The 14971-nt window shown below is 46.3% G+C and carries 12 protein-coding genes; 1 reads left to right on the top strand and 11 read right to left on the bottom strand.

The genetic code is table 11. The features are described 5' to 3' along the window. Positions 1–44: 44 nt before the first annotated feature. The 8 genes from ETP43_RS01030 to ETP43_RS00995 all read right to left on the bottom strand — a co-directional run bounded on the left by ETP43_RS01030 (position 45) and on the right by ETP43_RS00995 (position 9795). On the bottom strand, positions 45–1322 hold the full coding sequence (locus ETP43_RS01030; RefSeq protein ID WP_129256824.1) for an L-cysteine desulfidase family protein: 1278 nt from the start codon (positions 1320–1322) through the stop codon (positions 45–47). Positions 1323–1346: 24 nt separating this feature from the next. After that, the gene (locus tag ETP43_RS01025) at positions 1347–2324 is read right to left on the bottom strand and encodes an ABC transporter ATP-binding protein (protein ID WP_129256823.1); all 978 of its coding nucleotides are present in this window, start codon (positions 2322–2324) and stop codon (positions 1347–1349) included. 1 nt (position 2325) lies between these two features. Then, complete coding sequence (locus tag ETP43_RS01020; RefSeq protein ID WP_129256822.1) at positions 2326–3336, bottom strand: ABC transporter ATP-binding protein; 1011 nt, start codon at positions 3334–3336, stop codon at positions 2326–2328. Positions 3337–3347: 11 nt separating this feature from the next. Continuing rightward, entirely contained in the window at positions 3348–4214 is an 867-nt protein-coding gene (locus tag ETP43_RS01015) for an ABC transporter permease (protein WP_022400439.1), read from the bottom strand. A gap of 4 nt (positions 4215–4218) precedes the next feature. Continuing rightward, complete coding sequence (locus ETP43_RS01010; protein ID WP_129256821.1) at positions 4219–5169, bottom strand: ABC transporter permease; 951 nt, start codon at positions 5167–5169, stop codon at positions 4219–4221. 110 nt (positions 5170–5279) lie between these two features. After that, positions 5280–6905 (bottom strand): ABC transporter substrate-binding protein, encoded by a 1626-nt coding sequence (locus ETP43_RS01005; RefSeq protein ID WP_129256820.1) that lies wholly within the window; start codon positions 6903–6905, stop codon positions 5280–5282. A 303-nt stretch (positions 6906–7208) separates the two neighbouring features. Continuing rightward, a complete protein-coding gene (glgB, locus tag ETP43_RS01000) occupies positions 7209–9116 on the bottom strand; it encodes a 1,4-alpha-glucan branching protein GlgB (RefSeq protein ID WP_129256819.1) in 1908 nt (635 codons plus the stop codon). An 88-nt stretch (positions 9117–9204) separates the two neighbouring features. Continuing rightward, complete coding sequence (locus tag ETP43_RS00995; RefSeq protein ID WP_129256818.1) at positions 9205–9795, bottom strand: TetR/AcrR family transcriptional regulator; 591 nt, start codon at positions 9793–9795, stop codon at positions 9205–9207. Between the two features lie 324 nt (positions 9796–10119). On the opposite strand from ETP43_RS00995, the gene ETP43_RS00990 reads away from it, so the two are divergent. Then, positions 10120–11007, top strand: a complete 888-nt coding sequence (locus ETP43_RS00990; protein ID WP_129256817.1) for a zinc ribbon domain-containing protein — start codon at positions 10120–10122, stop codon at positions 11005–11007. Between the two features lie 128 nt (positions 11008–11135). Here ETP43_RS00990 and ETP43_RS00985 read toward each other — a convergent pair whose 3' ends face one another. The 3 genes from ETP43_RS00985 to ETP43_RS00975 form a co-directional block, all read right to left on the bottom strand. After that, positions 11136–12248 carry a glycoside hydrolase family 172 protein gene (locus ETP43_RS00985; protein ID WP_022400445.1) on the bottom strand — a complete coding sequence of 371 codons (1113 nt, stop codon included), beginning with the start codon at positions 12246–12248 and terminating at the stop codon, positions 11136–11138. A gap of 280 nt (positions 12249–12528) precedes the next feature. Continuing rightward, a complete protein-coding gene (locus ETP43_RS17420; RefSeq protein ID WP_243114145.1) occupies positions 12529–13566 on the bottom strand; it encodes an alpha/beta hydrolase-fold protein in 1038 nt (345 codons plus the stop codon). A 9-nt stretch (positions 13567–13575) separates the two neighbouring features. Beyond that, positions 13576–14961: a glycosyl hydrolase family 28 protein gene (locus ETP43_RS00975; protein WP_129256816.1), complete on the bottom strand. Its 1386-nt coding sequence runs from the start codon at positions 14959–14961 to the stop codon at positions 13576–13578. Positions 14962–14971: the final 10 nt, after the last annotated feature.

The following is a 14971-nucleotide window of genomic DNA, read 5'->3' as shown; positions in this document are numbered from 1 at the left end:
TAACCGTTCTTTTCATGCAAAAGGAGCTTATTTTTCTGTATGTATTATCCGTGGATCATCAGATGAACGATTTCCCGGTCTGTCTCGAGCATACCCTCGGATGCCAGTTTACCTACACAGCGGATCGTATTTTCCACACCTTTTTTTACGATACCGTCACCGCCGATAAACTGCTGTCCGTTCTTATACATAAAGTACCCAAGGATTCCCGCGTCTACAGAAGACGCGATCTTTGCTGCGCAGGATGCTTTTGCTCCGTCGCAGATCATGCCTGATACAATAGCAAGACCGTTGACAATGGCATGTTCGCCCTCCTTCTTGCCGTCTCCGTACAGGTAGGCAATCCCGGCGCTACAGCCACATCCGGCTCCCACTGCACCGCAGTATGCGGAAAGTCTGCCGATTCCTTCTTTGATATGGATCGTTGCCAGATTCGAGATCACCAGTGCCCGGTACATCGTTTCTTCCGATACCTGCAGTTCTTTTGCGAAAACCACGATCGGGACAGAAGCTGTGATTCCCTGGTTGCCGCTTCCGGAATTGATCACCACCGGAAGCTCACAGCCGTTCATTCTTGCATCAGAACCGGCAGCTGCCATGGCTTTGGCGCGCACCTTGACATCCTGATCGCCGTAAGTGGCCAGCAGAACCTTTCCAATATTGGCTCCGTAATTACCGCAGAGCCCTTCCTCGGCGATCGCCATGTTGTAACGAACCTGACGTTCCAGTACTTCCCGGACATCTGCAAGGTCCACTTCCTTTGCAAATGCAAAGATTTTTTCTATGGTAAGCGTCGATTTGTCTGCCAGCGCGGACTCTTCTTTTCCGGTAATCTCTTTTGCCAGAAGGATCTCCCCGTTTCTGGACACATGCACCAGATTCGTGTGAAAATCGGTGATCCGTACACTCGCTCTATCTTCTCCGTGATATAAAGTAATCTGAATATCAAAGATCAGATCAGAGGATGCCTCACAGACACTGCACGGAACCTCCTTCAGGAAGGTTCCCATTGCTTCGATGTCTTCCTGTTCCACATGGGAGATGACCTCCAGTTCCTTCGCAGCATCTCCTGCCACGATTCCGGCAGCTGCGGCGGCTTCGATTCCACGTAAGCCACCGGTATGTGGAACAACCACGCTTTTTACATTTTTTATAATATTTCGGCTGACCGCAACCTCCACCCGCTCCGGCAGGACTCCCAGTGTCTTTCTGGCCACGGCTCCCGCGTAAGCGATGGCGATGGGCTCGGTACATCCCATCGCCGGCACCAGTTCATCTTTCAGGATCTGGACATAGGTTCGGTAAAGTTCTTTTGAAAGCATATTTTTATCTGTTCCTCACTCTTTTTATTTTTTCCAGCAGGCCACCATATGACCCGGTGTTCTCTCTTCCAGTTCCGGTTCCTGCTGTCTGCACTGCTCGGTCGCATAAGGACAGCGTGTATGGAAACGACAGCCGGACGGAACATGCAGCGGACTCGGAAGGTCTCCCTCGATGCCGCAATGTTCCAGGCTGAGTGCCCGCTTCGGATCTGCGATCGGAATGGAGGCCAGCAGTGCCCGGGTGTATGGGTGGCATGGATTGTCATACACTTCATCGCTGTCTCCGCTCTCCACGATCTTACCAAGGTACATCACACCGATCCTGTCGGAGATATGGCGCACCATGGACAGATCATGTGCCACAAACAGGTAAGTCAGTCCCAGTTCCTGCTGCAGATCTTCCAGCACGTTGACAACCTGTGCCTGGATCGATACGTCCAGTGCGGAGATCGGCTCATCGCAGAGCAGGAATTCCGGATTGACGGATAAGGCTCTTGCGATACCGATACGCTGACGCTGTCCGCCTGAAAATTCATAGGCATATTTTTCCATATCGTCTGCCTTCATACCTACTTTTTCAAGAAGACTTACGATCCGCTCATCCATCTCTTTTTCCGGAAGTTTTTCAAAGACGGAAATCGGTTCGGCCATGATTTCTCTTACATTCTGATGGGGATCCAGCGCAGAATAAGGATCCTGAAAAATAATCTGCATTCTTTTATGATATGCAAGGAGTTCTTTACCCTTTGTCTTTGTGATGTCGTGACCGTCGTAGGTTAAGATTCCATCGGTCGGCTCATACATACGGATCAGAGTACGGCCCAGTGTGGACTTTCCACAGCCGGACTCTCCCACCAGACCGAAGGTTTCTCCTTTTTTAATGGAAAGGTTCACACGGTCCACCGCCCGTACTTCCTGTACCAGTTTTCCGAAGAAATTTTTGACCGGGAAATACTTGGACAGATTCTTCGCTTCCAGAAGATATTGTTCTTTTGTTTCCATATTATTTCTCCTCTTCTTTCTTCTCTTTCTCGTCCAGTTCTTCTTTTGTGAAGATACATCTGGAGGACTGGGTATCGGAATATGCCCGCATGGACGGGATCCCTTTCTTACATTCCTCGCATGCAAACCGACAGCGGGTCACAAATGGACATCCTGCCGGCGGATTCGCCAGAGACGGTGCCATACCCGGGATCGGTTCGAGACGTTCCCGACATCCGCTCTCACATTTTGGAATCGCATGAAGCAGTGCTCTCGTGTACGGATGGGTTGGATGTTCGAAGATCTCTTCTGTGGTTCCCTCTTCCATGATCAGACCTCCGTACATCACTTCGATCCGTTTCGCCAGAGAAGCTACCACCCCGAGATCGTGGGTGATTAGAATAATATTCATCTGCTCATTTTCATTTAACTGTTTGAGAAGCTGCAGGATCTGCGCCTGGATCGTTACATCCAGTGCGGTTGTCGGTTCATCGGCGATCAGCAGCCGCGGCTGGCAGCACAGCGCCATTGCGATCATGACACGCTGTCTCATACCACCGGAAAATTCATGGGGATACTGATCCATCCGGCTTTCTGCCGACGGGATTCCTACCTTTCCCAGCATATCGATGGCTACTTTTCTTGCTTCTGCCTTGCTCAGGTTCCGGTGACGGCGGAGTACCTCGATCATATGATACCCGATCTTTTTCAGCGGATTCAAGGCAGTCATCGGATCCTGGAAGATCATTGCCATATCTTTTCCACGCATTTTCCGTTTTTCTTTTTCGGACATGGACAGCAGATCCTTCTGCAGCAGTTCCAGATGATCTGCCTGCACATCTGCATTTTCTCCAAGAAGTCCCATGACCGACTTCATGGTTACACTTTTCCCACTTCCGGACTCTCCTACAATAGCCAGAATATCTCCTTCATCCACATGGAGGGAGACACCGCGCACCGCCTGAATCTTCTGTTTGTGACTCTCAAACGTAGTGGTCAGATTGTCTATGGTTAATACTCTGTTTTCTTTCATCTCCACTCCTCCTATTTGCCTGCATCCATGACACGGGGATCTACATAGATTCGAAGCAGATTGCCCAGTTTGTTGAACGCAAAGATGGTCAGCATGATCAAAAGACCGGGGATGATCGCCATGTAAACGGCATTCTGCAGGTTACTCTGTGCACTCTGCAGTAATTTTCCCCAGGAAGACAGCGGTTCCTGAATACCGATCCCCAAAAAACTTAAGGAAGATTCTGTCATGATCGCATTGGAGATACTGGTGGTCGCTGCGATGATGATCGTCGGCAGTACCGAAGGAATCAGATGACGGAGTACCATTTTAAATAACGGCACGCCGGCAAAGTCCGCATAGAGGACGTATTCCCTCTCTTTGACGGACATAACCTCCGCACGCACCAGACGGGCGATTTCCATCCAGGAGAAGAATCCGATCACGATAATAATGGACACCAGTCCCTGTTTGAAGAAAATACTGATAACCGTAACCAGGATCAGCCACGGAATGGACTGCAGAATGTCAACGATCCGCATCAGGATACCATCTATGATACCGCCGAGGTAACCGGCAAGAATCCCAACAGTGACACCGATGGTCACACTCATCAGCATGGCAAGCACGCCGACCAGCAGGGACACACGGCCTCCGTAGATGACACGCGCCAGATAATCACGGCCCACTTCATCGGTTCCGAAAATATGGGCACTGCTTGGTGCCTCTAACATATGAGCGACATCGGTTTTATTCGGTTCCAGCGGGAGTACCGGAGCCAGTAAGGATAATATCAGGATCAGTGCAAGGAAGATAATAGAAAATATTGCGATTTTGTCGTGTTTTAATGCCTCCCAGACATTTTCCAGACGTTTTTTCTGTGAATGATTCATTGCCATACGATTACCCCATCTTTCTGATACGCGGATCTGTCACACAGTATAAAATATCGGACAGCAGATTTCCCAGGACTACCAGGGTGGAAGACAATATCAAAACGATCATAACAATCGGATAGTCCATACCCTGTACCGCCTTGATAAAATACGGTCCGATACCCGGCCAGCTGAATACGGTTTCCGTGATAACCGCACCTGTTACCAGCGTTGGCAATGCCATACCCAGTTTTGTGATAACCGGAAGCAGTACGTTCTTACAGACATGTTTGAACATGATCTCTGCTTTGGAAGCGCCAAATGCCTTCTGTACCATAACATAATCCTCGGAGTACTGTGTGATCGTGGAAGAACGCACATAACGCACATTGTCCGGGATAAATGCCAGTGTCAGCACCAGATACGGTGTAATAAAATGCAACAGGAAATCAGACAAAGTATTCACACCTACCGTATGCATGCCAAGGATCGGAAGGATCCGCAGTTTATAGCCGAACAGATAGATAAAGAGCATCGCTACCCAGAAAGTCGGCATCGCGATCCACAGGGAACAGATCCCGTCGATCAGTTTGTCCAGCCATTTGTTTTTGTGAGAACCGGCCACCAGACCCAGCACGATTGAGATCACATAGGCAGTCAGATAAGACGGCAGCACCAGCTTGATCGTGTTCGGGATTCTTGTCGCCAGCTCATCGAAAATATTCGTTTTTGTCACGATAGAATAGCCGAAGTTTCCATTCAGAATTCCTTCCAGCCAGCGGATATACTGCACGTAGACCGGCTGATCATAACCGTATTTTTCACGGATCATCTGTACCAACTCCGGAGACATCTTCGGAGTTGTCATGGCATCGATGGCATCATACGGTGCCAGATGAATCAGAGAAAAACACAGGATCGTGATCACGATGATCAGTGGGATCGCAGTAAGAATACGTTTGAAAATATACTTTGCCATACCTTTTTCTCCTTTTGTTTTTCATTCTTAAGCCCAAAAAGCGGAACTCTTCGCCTGTTTCAGAAGAATTCCGCCCTCATTATAAATAGTGTCTAATCTTTGATGATTACTTATTCAGCAATTTTCAGACTGGAAGTATCCTCGAAGGTATATACCGGAACAAGTCCTGCATCTTCCACACCCTGGATTCTGTTGTTTACAACCAGGATCTTGTTGTTGGAAATGATCGGATAGAAAGCACCTGTATCCTGGACAGCTGCCTGCAGTTTTGCATAGGTTTCCTTTCTTGCAGACTCATCCAATTCAGAACGACCTTCCTCAAACAGCTGATCGATGGTATCGTATCCACTGTAGTGCATGTAGTTGTAAGCACCATCATTTTCAAACAGGCTGGAGAAGGTATCCGGGTCAATACCCATGATATAACCGCCCAGATACATATCGTACTCGTTATCCGGATCCTTCATTGCGTTTGCAATGGCTGTTCCGTCTCCGCCGGCAAGTTCTACCGTCACACCAACTTCCTGCAGCTGTTCCTGAATCAGCAGTGCCTGTGCGGACTGTACGGCATCACTGGAGATGTAACCCAGTTTCAGTTTCAGACCACTCACACCGGCTTCCTCTAACATACTCTTTGCTTTGTCTACATCCTGCTCGTATTTTTCCACACCGTCTTCTGTGTAGAACTGGCTGTTGGTTGGCAGGAAGGTATACGGAATGCTGTAGTATTCGTCAGATTCGAAGGCTGCATCATCCATTGCTTTTCTGTCCATGGCAAACAGCAGGGCCTTACGAACGTTTTCGTCTGTTACACGGTTGCAGTTGATCTGCAGGTAACCGACACGACCCTCTGTGTAAGAATAAGCAGTCAGGTTGCTTGCATCCAGATCCAGTTTTTTCACCTGCTGTGGTGTCATCTGATAAGCATCCACTTCACCGTTCTGCAGAGCCAGGATCGCAGTATCTGCATTTTCGATGATCTGGAATACTACATTTTTAACAGACGGTTCGCCTTTGTAGTAGTTTTCGTTTGCTTCAAACTTCAGATATGAACCTGACTGATAATCTACCAGTTTGTAAGGACCGGTTCCTACGGAGTTCATATTGTAATCGTTATGCTCAAAATCTGTGACATCTTTGTAGATGTGCTCCGGCATAATGAAAATCTGACTTAACATCTCAATAGCCGTAGGTGTTACGAACGGGAATGTGAAAGATACGGTGTAATCATCCACTTTTTCCACTTTTACCGTTCCCTGCTCGTAAACCAGCTGAGAATACGCCCATCCAAGGTTATCCTCCTGTTCCATGGCTTCGTATGTAAATACAACATCATCTGCGGTAAACGGTTCACCGTCAGACCATTTTACATCATCTCTCAGTTTGAATGTATAGGTCAGATTATCATCGGATACGCTGTAATCTGTAGCCAGGAACCAGTTGATTCCATCGGCATTATTCATATACAGTGGGGAGTAGATCATCTTTACAGTAGATAATCCCCAACGGTCAGATGTTGTGATAACATTGACAGTCTCTGTAGGGTCTCCGGAGATGGCATAGGTAAATGTACTGTCACCAGAAGTCTCTGTGGTAGCTGTACTGCTGTCGGCAGTGGTTGTGCCTGCTGTGCTGTCATCTTCTGCAACCGGATCTTTTCCGCCACAAGCTGTCAGACTTGCTGCAAGCATCGCTGTCAGAGTAAGTACAGACACAAGTTTTTTGAATCTTTTCATTTTACTCTTTCTCCTCCTTATTTGGCCTGATTTTTTAACAATCATACTTCATTATGTTAGCAAAGTAAGGTGCATTTGTCAATTCATTTTCACCATAAACATAGTTTTTCGGTATGTTTCTGATCCGTTCACTGATCCTATCCTGCGAGGTGATTTTAGTGAGCAGAGATTACAGAAAACGTAGCCATACCAGTACAGCGTTTCGTGCATGCACGGATTTTGGCTCGTTGCTTGCAAAAAAATCTGTCGGCAGATTGTTCTGCCGACAGATTCCGTCGTTTTCTGTTATCTATATTTCTTTTCTTAATTAAATGCAAATATTGCAACTTCGTATGGAGCCAGCGGATATGCCACATGGTATGGCTGTCCGTCACATTCTCCCTTGACCGGTTTGAATACCGGATTGTCCACATGATGCTGTCCGCCGTAAGCCGGGTCTGCACTGCTCAGGATTAATTTACACTGTTTCTTCTGCGGTACACCTACCCAGTAGTCTTTCCGTTCTACCGGTGTAAAGTTGCAGACAAACAGCAGGTTGTTTCTTTTCGTCGGTGACCAGCGGATGAAGCTGTAGATGCTTCGGTCTGCATCATCGGCATTGATCCACTGAAAACCATCATAACCATTGGCATCCGCATACAGTGCCGGATATTTTTTATACATCATCTGCAAATCTCTTACATAATCCTGTAACTGCTGATGTCTTGCCTCACGGAGCAGATACCAGTCAAGCTCTCTCGCCTCACTCCACTCCTGAAACTGTCCGAACTCCTGTCCCATAAACAGCAGTTTCTTACCCGGGTGCCCCATCATGAAGGAATATCCGGCTTTCAGATTCTCAAATTTGTCATCGTACTCTCCGGGCATCTTGTTGATCATGGAGCATTTCAGATGGACAACTTCATCATGAGACAGTACCAGAATATACGCCTCGCTGAAAGCATACGTCATGGAGAAGGTCATCTTATTATGGTTGAATTTTCTGAAATACGGATCCAGTTTCATATACTCCAGGAAATCGTGCATCCATCCCATGTTCCACTTAAACGTGAATCCGAGACCGTTCTCTTTTTCCACATCTCCGGTTACTTTCGGCCATGCAGTAGACTCTTCAGCGATCATCATGGTTCCTTTGTTTCTTCCAAGAATCAGAGTATTCAGATGCTTGAAAAATTCAATAGCCTCCAGGTTCTCGTTACCGCCATATTTATTCGCGATCCACTGTCCGTCTTTCTTTCCATAATCCAGATACAGCATGGACGCCACTGCATCCACACGCAGACCGTCTACATGGAACTCTTCGATCCAGTACAGTGCGTTCGCGATCAGGAAATTCTTGACTTCGTTTTTCCCATAATTAAAGATCTTGGTACCCCAGTCCGGATGCTCTCCCTGACGTGGGTCGGAATGCTCGTAGATACAGGTTCCGTCAAACTCTGCCAGTCCGTGAGCATCTTTCGGGAAATGCGCCGGTACCCAGTCGAGGATGACACCGATCTTATTTTTATGTAAATAATTGACCAGATATTTGAATTCTTTCGGAGATCCGAAACGGGCGGTCGGTGCATAGTAACCGGTAACCTGATAACCCCAGGAACCGTCAAACGGATGCTCCGCGATGCCCATCAGTTCCACATGAGTATAACCCATACGTTTTACATAATCTGCCAGCTCATGTGCCAGTTCCCGATAGCTGTAGAAACCGTCCGGATCTGCCTCAGATGCCGGATGTTTTTTCCAGGACCCCGGATGTACTTCGTAGATTGAGAGAGCCGCTCTTCTCGGATCGGTCTCTTTTCTCTTCTTCATCCATGCGGCATCGCCCCATTTGAAACCTGTGATATCCGCGATACGAGATGCATTGCCCGGGCGCATCTCAGACCAGCTTGCATAAGGATCTGCTTTGTACAGCAGTCTTCCGTCCATGGCACGGATACAGAATTTATACAGATCTCCCACTTTGGCTCCTGCAACAAAAGTCTCCCAGACACCGATCGGTCCTGTCTTTTTCATCGGATGGCGCTCCGGATCCCAGTCATTAAACTCACCGACAACAGAAACATCCTCTGCGTTTGGTGCCCATACTGCAAAATACGTGCCGCTTTTTCCATTTTGTGTTACCGGATGCGCTCCCAGTTTCTTATAAATATCATAATGCGTTGCCTGACCAAACAAATATTGATCCAGTTCCCCAAACTCCATCTTTGCCATATCCCTGTCTCCTTCTTCTTTTATCTTAACTGTCTTTCCAGTTATTTTTCACACTCATACATGCTGCAACTGTTCCATACTTTCGCAGTTACGAATAAATACCGTACAGGAACTGCCGGACGATCTCATACGTTCTCTGATCCGTCATCACCAGTCCGTGTTCTTCATCCTGCTCTCTTCCCAGCATCATCATATGGGAATCCAGAATCCCCATGAAGCTGACCGCGAACTGCTCCTGACGGCCGCCCATATTTCCCAGACGATCTGCAGAATCTTCAAAGATCCGCACTACCAGCTGATAATATTTCTGGATCCGCGGATACACAGCCCGAAAACCTTCGGATTTTTTACCGGAATAAAACTGACTCAGCATGAACAGATAAAACTGCCAGTGGCTTCCCGCAAAATCAAAATACGCTCTCGCCACACGGTATAACACCTGCGGGACATCCCCCGGTTCTTCCACTGCTTTTTCCAGCATCTCTTCCAGAATACGACTGTTCTCCTCAAGGATCGTCTCCATCAATCCCTGCTTACTGCCAAAATAATAATACAGCGTTGGTTTTGTAATTCCGGACTGTTCTGCGATCTCCTGAACCCCCACTGCGTCATATCCACGAGCACAAAACAGTTCCAGCGCTTTTTCAATGATCAGCTGCCGATTATCCATCTGTTTCATCCCCTTTTCCTTATATTTATTAGCTGTTGATTCCTATTTTTCCGGGATTACTCCCTGTTTTCCTATATTATACCAATCGGTATAGATGGTGTCAACGCAATCTTCTCCTTCCGATTCTTGCTTTTTCACCAAAAAATGTAATTATTTTTCATTATTTTTTCACAAAATCTTCAGATATGTTTCCCTTGTTTCGTGATAAAATAAATCATGAGATTTTATCTCATCACATCAATACTTAACAGAGTCTGATAAGCAATCTCAGATACGGTTGTTTACTGACTGATTGTGACGGTAAATTTTTTTATGAAGGGGAGAATATATCATATGAAGTGTCCATCCTGTGGTGCTGAGGTCACCGGTCGTTTCTGCAGTTACTGTGGTGCGCCGCTTCCGGCTGCTTCCGATGCCAATCTTTCAGCCGCTAACAATACAGATGATGATCGTCTGGTGGACGATTGGAAATCTTTTGATGATTATGTAAACCGTAAATCGACTGCGCCGGCTGCTGCCGGAAACTCCGGTACCGGCAGACCTGCTTCCGGTACAACCAGGACTGCTGCAGGACGTCGGGAAGAAGACAGAAAGAAGCAAACCTCCGATTCCGGCAGATATAAAAATACTGCCACAAACCAGCATACTGTTCATAAAACCACTACACAAAAGACAAAAACCAAGCACAAAAAGAAGAAAAAGGGAGGTGGACTGCTGTCTGCGGCAGCTTCCCTGACCACCGGGAGCGTAAAACTGGGAGGCACCCTGTTTTATCTTGTGCTCCAGTGGATCTGCGTAGCCCTGATGGCTTTGTCCACCCTTCGTATGGCACAGAACTTCTGGGCCAACCGGGTGACCCTTGGCTCCATCGCCGGAGTAGTACAGGAAAAGAATTATGCCCAGGGAATCTATCTGATTGGGGCACTGATCTGTGTGGGCTTTGGTTGTATCCAGGCACTGTGGATCGCCAGCAGAAAACGGATGCCGGACCACGGCAAGATCCGCCAGGTTGACATGGGACGGGGACTGTTCGGTTTCGTTGTTCTGGTTCTTCTGGCCTTTGCATCCACCTATGCCTATCCAATCCTTCCTGCCAGCCCGGCTCCGTTGGAAGGTGCCAAATTGTTTTTCCACATCGTGGATGATCTGGGCAAATCCTTTTTGTTCATGAATGTGATCGGGGCAGTTTTGTGTGTGGTGCGTAAGATGGGGACACGGTAGTTGCCAGGGTCTCGTGCAGGCACGGACTTTAGCTCGTTACTCGCGCAACTAAAAAAGCAGAGAAAATCGTTCTTCATGAACGGATTTCCTCTGCTTTTTATTAATATATTCAGGCAAAACAATTCGTTTTATCTTGGCCAGCGATCTTCTTTACCAGGAAGTTCCGGGAAACTGTTATGTGGTTCTGCCTGATACCAGTATGCCACACTTGCCACATCATCCTGTCTCTCGAAGAATCCTCTGTAGCCTACACCGATCTGCTGGATCGTCACTTTCAGATCCTCATCAAAACAGATCGGATCCTGAATATGCCAGCGGTAAAAACCTCTCATCGGCATACAGTCATCATTGTGATAGAAATTGTGAATCAACTCATCGTGAGAAGAATAATACGGATATCCCAGATAAGGTGTGCAATAATTCTGTTCCACCGTCTTACCATCTACCTGTTTCGCAAAGCTCCAGGAACCACCGAAATAATCTTCTGTTCCCGTTCCGCAAATAGTTGGATATTCCTCATCTCCGTCAATATAGAATTTAACTTCGCCTTCACCCCACCAGTAACGTTCCAGTGTTGTCAGTGCCATATAAGTACCTACATAGTGACCCTTTCCTTTGACATTATCAAGGATTACATAATCTTTCTTCAGCTGGGTGATCTTTTCTCTTCTCCACTGTGCATGGAAGTAAGCGATATCCTCCGGCAGTCCTTCATCATACAGGCAGTAATCCACCTGATAGAAGAATGCAGGAATTGGATTGGCATGCTGATTTTCCAGAGTGATTCTTGCTTTTTTTCTGAAAGGCATCTGGAAATAACAATTCAATCCTCTGCTTGGCACTACCGCAATCGGCATAGAATTTACATTACATTCTCTACCAAAACCACAACAGAAAAAGTCTCCCAGCGGACTTTCTACAGACGGTTCCTCTTCATCATCCCAGTACATACGAAGAACCAGATCTCTCAATACAAAGCAATCTGCGTCTGTGGTTTTTGCATCCACGGTAATCCAGATATGGTTGATCGCACCAGGTCCTTCAATCTCTGCCAGTGTCACTGTCTGACCACTTGCGATATCTCTAAGACACGGGCTTCCTTTTCTGGAAGGTCCGAGATCACTGGCTGCCATACCGCCTTTTCCTTTTTCTCCTCTTGGATTTTCCGCATTGATCGCACGGCTTTTTCTGTGTTTCGCCAATGCAAGATTACTTAAAGTTCCACCAAATTCGTTATACATTCTCATGTCCTCCTTCTAGTCTCCGAATAGCATCAGGCTTTTATTCCTTTTGCCATTATATCATCCATAACCTCTTTTTTAAAGACTCTAAAAAACATATTTCTTTCTGATTCCTCTATCCACGGAAGATATTTGACCAGATAATAACCTGTGATCTATGTATATAGCAATCGCCAAGGTCTCATGCCGGCATGGACTTTGGCTCGTTGTTTTCGTAAATACAATAGCCGGGCAAAACTCACCCGGCCATGTTACTTTTATTCTGCTACTTTATACAGTTTTATCGAAAAATCATCTGCGCAAAGTCCGCAAAGCACGGTCTCCACACATTCCAGTCATGTTCGCCCGGATAGATCTTCCTGATTTCATGGACGCCTTTCTCCTGGATGATTGCATCCTCTTCCAGAAATCTGGAAAGGAAACAGTCATTATCTCCGATGCATCGGAAAAAGGTATGAAAATAGTTATTAAAGTCCGGATCGTCCATCGCCTTCAGATGGGTCTGCTCATAAGGTTTTCTTCCAACCGCATCCCGGTCCGGATTGCCTTCGATGTTTTCTCTTATAAAACCTGAGAAGATGCCGACTTCGCTGAACAGGTCAGGATGGTCGCATATCGTCCGGGTTGTCTGTACAGAACCCATGGACAAGCCTGCCATACCTCTCTTTTCCTTACAACCGCCAAACTGATATTTTTTCTCTGCCATCGGAATAATTTCCTCCACCAGCATCCGTTCCAGCAAAACATGGTTTAATCGTTCTTCTGAGCCGACCTTTTCCTGTACCATGCCGTCACTCATCACAAGTGCAAAAGGTTTTATTTTTCCCATCTCGATCAGGTTATCCAGTATGATATTGGCTTTTCCGGTTGTTGTCCAGGAAATCTCACTCTCACCGAATCCATGCTGCAGATACAGAACCGGAAGACCTGCGGATGGTACGCATGGTGGAAGGTAAACGATGAATCGTTCCCAGTTATTGGAAATCTCAGACTTATAGAATTCATGGGTCAGCGTTCCATGCGGGATGTCACGAATCTCAGCCAGCTTCTTTTCATCCGGCAGTTCAATATAATTGTATAAACGGCCATATCCATGTCCGATCGGCAGATCCGGATGCAGAACCTCCTGTCCGTCCACACAGATCTGCACATAATTCACAGCTGTGGAAAACGGAAGTTCCAGAACCCACTTTTCTCCGTCTTTTACAAATGAATAGGTCTTATCATCCCACTTTAAAGAAAGCTCTTTTGCATTTTCACAGTCCAGCTGCAAAAAATACTTTCCGTCTTTTTGAAAAAGTGTACTATTTTGTTCCATATTTCACCTCTAGAATTTCATCTGTTTGCATGTTCTGACGCCATTGACGTAGATATCGTTTGCCAGCTCTGTGACAAGCCGCATATCCTGCCAGGTTTCACACTTTTCTCCCATAAAGGTAATGTTATCAAAGTGAATATCATGGACACGCACTTCTTCTGTCGGTGTCTGGAATCCACGGATCGTGGAAACAGGGATATCTCCGTTTAATACCTGAATGTTGTCAAAATAGATATCATGGATCTCTCCTTTTTCCATCTGCTCTGTATATCTGCAAAGCAGAACCTTGATATCAAACAGTTTCTGTTCCGCCTGTTCTACTCTGATATTTTTATAGTGGATATCATGAACGTGACCTCCATCTGCCTGGTGGATAGAAAGTGCGGCACCACCCATATTTCCTTCGTACTGGCAGTGGATGATATCACAGTCTTCGAATACCAGATCATGAATCTCACTCTGGAGAGCATAACCAAGCTCTATGGCATTACCAGGTTCTGCATTCCAGATTACGTTATTGTGAACGCGCACTTTTGTCACATCCCTTACTGTTGAAGGATCCTTAAACAGCCCCTGGGATTTGATGCAGATACTGTCATCTGTGGAACGGACAAAGCAGTTTTTCACCTCCACATCCTGGCTGCTGGTGATATCAATTCCGTCTCCTGTTACGATTCTTGACATGATATTCATATCATCAATGACAACATGATCACAGGCTGCCGGAACCACATGCCAGGATGGTCCGTCTACTGCAGTAAATCCTTTTAATAGAACATTCTTACACCATTTGATATAAATAAAGAAACGATGTGCATTGCTATCCGGCAGATGCCAGCAGGCTCCGTTGACAATTCCGTTTCCCACGATGGAAATATTTTCACTATGTTCTGCATAGATACATCCGGAAACAACAGCACCTTCCTCGATATAGACCGTATCATTTGATTTCAGGGTAAGAACTCCTACATTGTATGCCTTACCTTTTTCAAAACAAATAGTGGTATTTTCCGGTTTTTCGATTCTGCGAGAACAGAATACAAACAGGGCGTCATGAAGACCACCATCTGTCTCTACTGTGAATTTTCTCGGTTCATCCAGATGAATATGAACGGTCTCTCCTTTTACGGAAGGTTCTATTCCGAAACTGGTGGGCCGGATGGCCAGTTCTTTAAACGGTGTATGGATGGAAATTTCCAGATCATATGCCTCATTGTCTACTACTACCACATAATCGAATGAATCTGTATGGTATACCACACGTTCTGTTCCGTTGCAGATCACACTGTATTTTTCTGATTTTTCCAGTTCGTCTACAGAATTCAGGGTAAATCTCGGTTCCTCAATGGGATCCGGATTGGGATAATAAATCAAATCCTTTTCAAAGTCTTTCATCGGTCTCTTC

This window comes from Blautia faecicola, from assembly GCF_004123145.1.
GTDB classification, from domain to species: Bacteria; Bacillota; Clostridia; order Lachnospirales; family Lachnospiraceae; genus Oliverpabstia; species Oliverpabstia faecicola.
Note: the sequence above shows the minus strand (reverse complement) of the source record. Positions and strands in the feature narration are given on the sequence as shown.

What these genes read in the sequence shown, in the direction of transcription:
- ETP43_RS01015 (WP_022400439.1), bottom strand. Translation starts at nt 4,214, where the DNA reads ATGGCAATGAATCATTCACAGAAAAAACGTCTGGAAAATGTCTGGGAG.
- ETP43_RS00995 (WP_129256818.1), bottom strand. Translation starts at nt 9,795, where the DNA reads ATGAAACAGATGGATAATCGGCAGCTGATCATTGAAAAAGCGCTGGAA.
- ETP43_RS01020 (WP_129256822.1), bottom strand. Translation starts at nt 3,336, where the DNA reads ATGAAAGAAAACAGAGTATTAACCATAGACAATCTGACCACTACGTTT.
- ETP43_RS17420 (WP_243114145.1), bottom strand. Translation starts at nt 13,566, where the DNA reads ATGGAACAAAATAGTACACTTTTTCAAAAAGACGGAAAGTATTTTTTG.
- ETP43_RS00990 (WP_129256817.1), top strand. Translation starts at nt 10,120, where the DNA reads ATGAAGTGTCCATCCTGTGGTGCTGAGGTCACCGGTCGTTTCTGCAGT.
- ETP43_RS01005 (WP_129256820.1), bottom strand. Translation starts at nt 6,905, where the DNA reads ATGAAAAGATTCAAAAAACTTGTGTCTGTACTTACTCTGACAGCGATG.
- ETP43_RS01030 (WP_129256824.1), bottom strand. Translation starts at nt 1,322, where the DNA reads ATGCTTTCAAAAGAACTTTACCGAACCTATGTCCAGATCCTGAAAGAT.
- glgB (WP_129256819.1), bottom strand. Translation starts at nt 9,116, where the DNA reads ATGGCAAAGATGGAGTTTGGGGAACTGGATCAATATTTGTTTGGTCAG.
- ETP43_RS01025 (WP_129256823.1), bottom strand. Translation starts at nt 2,324, where the DNA reads ATGGAAACAAAAGAACAATATCTTCTGGAAGCGAAGAATCTGTCCAAG.
- ETP43_RS00985 (WP_022400445.1), bottom strand. Translation starts at nt 12,248, where the DNA reads ATGTATAACGAATTTGGTGGAACTTTAAGTAATCTTGCATTGGCGAAA.
- ETP43_RS00975 (WP_129256816.1), bottom strand. Translation starts at nt 14,961, where the DNA reads ATGAAAGACTTTGAAAAGGATTTGATTTATTATCCCAATCCGGATCCC.
- ETP43_RS01010 (WP_129256821.1), bottom strand. Translation starts at nt 5,169, where the DNA reads ATGGCAAAGTATATTTTCAAACGTATTCTTACTGCGATCCCACTGATC.